The organism is Pseudoduganella sp. RAF53_2 (assembly GCF_052113985.1).
In the GTDB taxonomy this organism is placed as follows: Bacteria; Pseudomonadota; Gammaproteobacteria; order Burkholderiales; family Burkholderiaceae_D; genus Rugamonas.
On the sequence record NZ_JBFRDW010000362.1, the window covers coordinates 1 to 6,033 of the forward strand.

Sequence of the window (6,033 nt, forward strand, 5' to 3'; positions counted from 1 at the left end):
CTTCAGCGAAATGCCCAGCGCGGCAAGGATGAAGGAGAATTCACCAATCTGCGCCAGGCTGGCCGATACCATCAACGCCGTCTTGGCCGGATAGCGCAGCAGCACCACCAGCAGAAAGGCGGCCAGCGATTTGCCGAACACGATGATCGCGATCACTGCCAGCACTTGCAGCGGTTCTTCGGTCAGGATCGATGGTTCGAACAGCATGCCGACCGACACGAAGAACAGCACCGCAAACGCATCGCGCAGCGGCAGCGATTCGTTCGCCGCGCGATGGCTCAGCTCCGATTCACGCAGCACCATGCCCGCGAAGAAGGCGCCCAGCGCGAAGGAGATGCCGAACAATTTGGTCGCCGCGTAGGCGATGCCGACAGCGGCTGCGATCACGCACAGGGTGAACAGCTCACGCGAATTGGTGCGGGCAACTTGCCAGAGAATCCAGGGGAAGAGTTTGCGTCCCACCAGCAGCATGAAGCCGATGAAGATAGCGACCTGGCCAAGCGTGATGCCCAGCGTCGCCAGCAGGCTGCGCGACGCCTCCGCGGTGGCATGCGCATCGGCTGAAGCGGCGCCGTGTGCTCCCGCTGGGTCGCCGCCCAGAGAACCTGCCAGTGGCGGCAGCAGCACCAGCACGATCACGGTAACCAGATCTTCCACCACCAGCCAGCCGACGGCGATGCGGCCATTGAAGGAATCGAGAATGCCGCGTTCTTCCAGCGCCCGCAGCAGCACGACGGTGGATGCGACGGACAGCGCCAGGCCGAAGACCAATCCGCCGCCAAGGCTCCAGCCCCACCAATGCGCCAGGCCCATGCCCATCGCGGTGGCGGCGGCGATTTGCAGTACGGCGCCGGGAAGCGCGATCTTGCGCACCTCCCACAGATCATCCAGGGAAAAGTGCAGGCCCACGCCGAACATCATCAGCATGACGCCGATTTCGGCCAGCTGACCGGCCAGCGCGGCATCCGCTACGAAGCCCGGTGTGGCGGGTCCGATGAGAATGCCCGCTGCGAGGTAGCCCACGAGGGCCGGCAGTCTGAGACGGGTTGCAATGAAACCGAAAACCAGGCCGAAGCCCAGTGCGGCGGCGATTGTTGTGATCAGGCTGACGTCGTGGGGCATCCTTCTCCCTTTACAACTTGCGTACGACGACGCTGCCGATGGAGTAGCCTGCACCGAAGGAGCAGATCACACCGTAAGCGCCGGCTGGCAAATCTTCAGAATATTTGTGGAAAGCGATGATGGAACCGGCCGAAGAAGTATTCGCGTAAGAATCCAGAATCACCGGCGCTTCCTGCGGCTCCGCGTCGCGGCCCAGAATCATGCGCGAGATCAGCTGGTTCATGTTCAGGTTCGCCTGGTGCAGCCAGTAGCGGCTGACCTGCTCGATCTGCAGGCCGGCGTTGGCGATCGAAGACTTGATCATTTCAGCGGCCATCGGGCACACATCCTTGAACACCTTGCGGCCCTGCTGGCGGAACAGCTTGTCGGCCTTGCCGACGCCGTTTTCGTCAAAGCGGTTCATGAAGCCGAAGTTGTTGCGGATGTTGTTGGAGAAGCTGGTCTTCAGCTTCGTATCCAGGATTTCCCACTGATGCTTGGAAGTCGCGGTGTCCTTCGCCTCGATCACGACAGCGGTGCAGGCATCACCGAAGATGAAATGCGAATCGCGGTCGCGCCAGTTCAGGTGGGCACTGGTGATTTCCGGATTCACCATCAGCACAGCGCGCGCCTGGCCGCTCTGCACGGCCGCCACGGCGGTCTGGATGCCGAAGGTGGCGGAGGAGCAGGCCACGTTCATGTCGAAGCCGTAACCGTCGATGCCCAGCGCGTTCTGCACTTCCACCGCCATTGCCGGATATGGGCGCTGCATGTTCGAGCAAGCCACCAGCACCATGTCGATATCGGCAGCGGTACGGCCGGCGCGGTCCAGCGCCTGCTGGGCAGCCTTTACGCAGATCTCGGCCTGCAGCGACAGCTCGTCATCACCGCGTTCTGGAATGCGCGGCACCATGCGCTTCGGATCGATCACGCCTTCCTTTTCCATCACGTAGCGCGCCTTGATGCCGGAAGCTTTCTCGATAAAGGCTTCGCTGGACGGTTCCAGCGCGGTGACGGTGCCTGCTGCGATGGCGTCGGCATTGTCGGCGTTGAACTGCTCGACGTAGGCGTTGAAGCACTCGACCAGCTCCGCGTTGGACACGGAGTAGGGCGGGGTGAAAAGACCGGTTCCGCTGATGACGGCTTGTTTCATGATTAAGCTTTCTGTTTTTATAAGTGGAGCCATCTGGCTGTTAAGTGGCTTGATTTTACAGCAAGCTGCAATGAAAAACGGCGCCCGAAGGCGCCGTCTCGTAGAGGGAAGGCTCTTACTTGCTGTTCTGGGCGACCAGCTTGGTTTCTTCCTTGGCCAGGTGCACCGGCAAGCCTTGCAGGTGGTTCAGCGCCTGTTTCAGCTGGAAGTCCTCGTTGCCGCCGTATTCCAGCGGCTTGCGCTTCTTCTCCTGGGCGATGATGCGGATCTGCTCCTCCAGCTCGTCGCGCGGCTTCTGCTTGGCTTCCTGTTCGCGGTCGTTGGTCAGGTGCTTGGTCAGGTCCGCCTCGCGCATGCGCAGGGCGTTCAGGCCGTCGCCGTCCTCGTTCTCGTCCACTTGCAGGTCAGGCGTGATGCCCTTGGCCTGGATCGAGCGGCCATGCGGCGTGTAGTAGCGGGCCGTGGTCAGTTTGACGGCGGTATCGGCAGTCAGCTGGCGGATGGTTTGCACCGAACCCTTGCCGAAGGTCTGGGAACCGATGATGGTGGCGCGTTTGTAATCCTGCAGTGCACCGGCCACGATTTCCGAAGCGGAAGCGGAACCAGTGTTGACCAGCACGGCCATCGGCACATGCTTTACCGCGTCCGGCAGCTTGGCCAGCACATCGCTGTCGCCGCGCATGGCGTAATACTCGGCGCGGCCGTAATAGATCTGCTTGGAATCCGGCAGCTGGCCGTTGGTCGATACGATCGGCGCATCCTTCGGCAGGAAGGCCGCAGCCACGCCGATGGCGCCTTGCAGAACACCGCCCGGATCATTGCGCAGGTCGAGGATCAGGCCTTTCAGGTTCGGGTCCTGCTTGTACAGCTCCGTGATCTTGGCGGCCATGTCGTCCACGGTCGGTTCCTGGAACTGCGAAATACGCAGCCACGCGTAGCCCGGTTCGATCATTTTGCCCTTAACGCTTTTCTGGTGGATCTCTTCGCGGGCAATCGTGAAGGTGAGCGGATCGGGCTCGTCCTTGCGCAGAATGGTCAGCGTGACCTTGCTGTTCGGCTCACCGCGCATTTTCTTGATCGATTCATCCAGGGTCATGCCCTTGAGCGGGGTCGAGTCGAGGCGGGTAATCAGGTCGCCCGGCTTGATACCGGCGCGGTAGGCAGGTGAATCCTCGATGGGCGCCACGATCTTGATGTAGCCATCGTCGCCCGGACCGATCTCGATGCCGAGGCCGACGAACTTGCCCTGCGAGCCTTCGCGCAGCTCGGCATAGGCTTTCTTGTCAAGATAAGCAGAGTGCGGGTCGAGCGAAGCCACCATGCCGGAAATCGCTTCCTCCAGCAGCTTCTTGTCTTCCACCGATTCGACATAGTCCGACTTGATCAGGCCGTAGACATCAGCCAGCTGGCGAAGCTCTTCGAGCGGCAGGCCCGGATCGACCTGCTTTTGCGCCATCGCGGAGAATTGAAGGGAAACGGCGATGCCCGCCACCACACCCAGGCCGATCAGCCCGGTGTTCTTGAGTTTCTTGCCCATGTATCACCTGTCCGAGGTACGGCGGAAAACGCCCGCCATGCGGCCCAGTATAAACCTGATTTTCAGCAAGCGTAGCTGCTAGTGCGTAATTGGAGGCGCCTTTACCACGCTTTACAGCCAGCCGTGATTTGGCTGCCAATATTGCGCTGTATTGCTAAATTGTTTGGCTTGTTTAGCCTGTTTTTACTTCGGTAAGTAATTGTAAGAAAACCAGCCGGGGCTGAAACCGCGTCCTACACTGGGTCTGTATTTCTCTCTACCCTGAAGTGGTTTGCGCCTGCACCCTCCCGTGCAGGCTTTTTTTTACCTGGAGATTCGATGAACTGCAAAGCTGGTGCGCTCGGCCTGATGGCGGCGCTCATGATTGGTATCGCGGCGCCTGTGATCGCTGTGCCCCTGATGGACATGAAGGCCGAGGATCTGGTGCCCATGGCTTCCGAGTTCCGCAAGGAGCTGAACCTGAATACCAACCAGCAGACCCTGTGGTCCCAGGTCGAGGGCAAGAGCAAGGCCCTGCTGCGCGAGCGCAAGGCGCGCCGCGAGAAGCTGGAAGCGTCGGTCAAGGATAAGCTGGCGGGCAAGGATGTCGAGTTGCGCGATATGACTGGCGCGATGGATGCCGAAAGCACCACCACGGCCACCGAGGACAAACAGCTGCGCGAATGGTGGCTGACCGTCAACGATGCGCTGGATGAGAATCAGCGCCGCCAGGTGGCTGCCTTCATCGGCGAAGTCATGGTGCGCAAGGAAGATGGTCCGGGGCATGCGCCGTCGGGTGAGCGTCCCGCAGGCGAAGAGGGCGGCGGACGCCGTCACCGCGGCATGGGCGGCGGCATGAACGCCGGTGGCACCGGGGGGCCCGGTCATTAATGGCAGCGTCGGTGTCTTACCAATAACGTAGGGCGGATCATCGATCCGCCGTCCCGGCACAGCCCGAAACCTGAAAAGTAAATTAAAGTAAAAAACCGCCCCCTCATCCGCACGCCGCAGCTGGCCAAGCTTACAATGCCAGCGCGGCAATCCGCCGAACCGTGTCAGCCTCCCGCCCGCACGGTATTTCCAGACTGATCATGAGCAAATTCGTCCCTATCGCCCTCGCCATGCTGGGCGCGGCTGGCGCTGTGTCGGCGCAATCGCAAGACCAGCAACCAACACCACCTTCCGCCGAAAAACCCGCGCTGGGTCCCGACGGCAAAGTCGTGCCGCAAGTGCTGGTCAACGGCGRCCGTCCGAGCGATATGGAAGAACGCCGCATGTCCACGGCAGGCAAGCAGGTGTACGGCCGCGAAGAACTGGACCGCAACGGCGACACCAATCTGGGCGACGTGCTCAAGCGCCTGCCGGGTGTGACCATCGGTGGCGGCCGCCCGGGACGCGGCGGCGACGTGCGCATGCGCGGCCTGGGCAGCGGCTATACGCAAGTCCTGCTGAATGGCGAACGTCCACCGGCCGGGTTCTCGATGGAATCGATCTCGCCCGACCAGGTCGAGCGCATCGAAGTGATGCGCGGCCCGATCGCGGAACACAGCACGCGCGCCATCGCCGGCACCATCAACATCATTCTGCGCGAAGGCTACCAGCAGCGCGACATCCAGGTGAAGACGGGCGACACCATCGAGCAGGGCCGCCATTCGCCCAACGTGTCCGTGACGTTGCCTGGCAAGACCGGCAATCTGACCTATACGATTTCGGGCATGCTGAACATCACGCGCCAGCACGACAGCACTTTCACCCACAATGAAGATGTGCGCGACGATGGCTTCATTACCAAGGATCAGGAAGTTCACGACGAAAGCTCGGGCACCAGCAAGAACGTGCACTTCACGCCGCGCTTCTCGTGGAAGTTCGACAGCGGCGACACGCTGAACTTCCAGYCCTTCCTGATGCACAGCAGCCGCCACGGCGGCCTGAACAGCTTACTGGACCAGGGCACCGGCATCATCGCGCCGGAATACGTCACGGCCGACCAGCAGTCGCATAACACCAGCACTTTCCTGCGCGGCTTCGGCAATTGGGTGCACAAGCTGCAGGGCGCAGCCAAGCTGGATGTGAAGTTCGGCTTCGGCCTCGGCAAGAGCGATGCCGATTCGCTGCGCAATCAGTACGATGCGAACGGCAATCTGTCCGACCGCTTCACCGACACCGACAAGACGCGCGACCATAGCGTCAACACCGGCGGCAAATACAGCTCGCCGCTGGGCGGCGGCCACCTGCTGGCGGCCGGCTGGGACCTGGAGGCCAG

5 protein-coding genes are annotated in these 6,033 nt (G+C 61.6%); 2 read left to right on the forward strand and 3 right to left on the reverse strand.

Annotated features, from left to right (window positions below; all coding sequences use genetic code 11):
- The 3 genes from AB4Z11_RS20035 to AB4Z11_RS20045 all read right to left on the reverse strand — a co-directional run.
- Nucleotides 1–1,122 (reverse strand): cation:proton antiporter domain-containing protein (locus tag AB4Z11_RS20035; protein ID WP_442027165.1); only part of this gene is annotated, 1,122 nt, incomplete at its 3' end.
- A gap of 10 nt (nucleotides 1,123–1,132) precedes the next feature.
- Nucleotides 1,133–2,254 carry a beta-ketoacyl-ACP synthase III gene (locus AB4Z11_RS20040; protein WP_442027167.1) on the reverse strand — a complete coding sequence of 374 codons (1,122 nt, stop codon included), beginning with the start codon at nucleotides 2,252–2,254 and terminating at the stop codon, nucleotides 1,133–1,135.
- Nucleotides 2,255–2,369: 115 nt separating this feature from the next.
- Complete coding sequence (locus AB4Z11_RS20045) at nucleotides 2,370–3,791, reverse strand: S41 family peptidase (protein WP_442027168.1); 1,422 nt, start codon at nucleotides 3,789–3,791, stop codon at nucleotides 2,370–2,372.
- Between the two features lie 318 nt (nucleotides 3,792–4,109).
- On the opposite strand from AB4Z11_RS20045, the gene AB4Z11_RS20050 reads away from it, so the two are divergent.
- Together AB4Z11_RS20050 and AB4Z11_RS20055 are read left to right on the forward strand one after the other, a co-directional pair.
- Nucleotides 4,110–4,661 (forward strand): hypothetical protein, encoded by a 552-nt coding sequence (locus tag AB4Z11_RS20050; protein WP_442027169.1) that lies wholly within the window; start codon nucleotides 4,110–4,112, stop codon nucleotides 4,659–4,661.
- Nucleotides 4,662–4,861: 200 nt separating this feature from the next.
- Nucleotides 4,862–6,033 (forward strand): TonB-dependent receptor plug domain-containing protein (locus AB4Z11_RS20055; protein WP_442027170.1); only part of this gene is annotated, 1,172 nt, incomplete at its 3' end.

What these genes read in the sequence shown, in the direction of transcription:
- AB4Z11_RS20040 (WP_442027167.1), bottom strand. Translation starts at nt 2,254, where the DNA reads ATGAAACAAGCCGTCATCAGCGGAACCGGTCTTTTCACCCCGCCCTAC.
- AB4Z11_RS20045 (WP_442027168.1), bottom strand. Translation starts at nt 3,791, where the DNA reads ATGGGCAAGAAACTCAAGAACACCGGGCTGATCGGCCTGGGTGTGGTG.
- AB4Z11_RS20050 (WP_442027169.1), top strand. Translation starts at nt 4,110, where the DNA reads ATGAACTGCAAAGCTGGTGCGCTCGGCCTGATGGCGGCGCTCATGATT.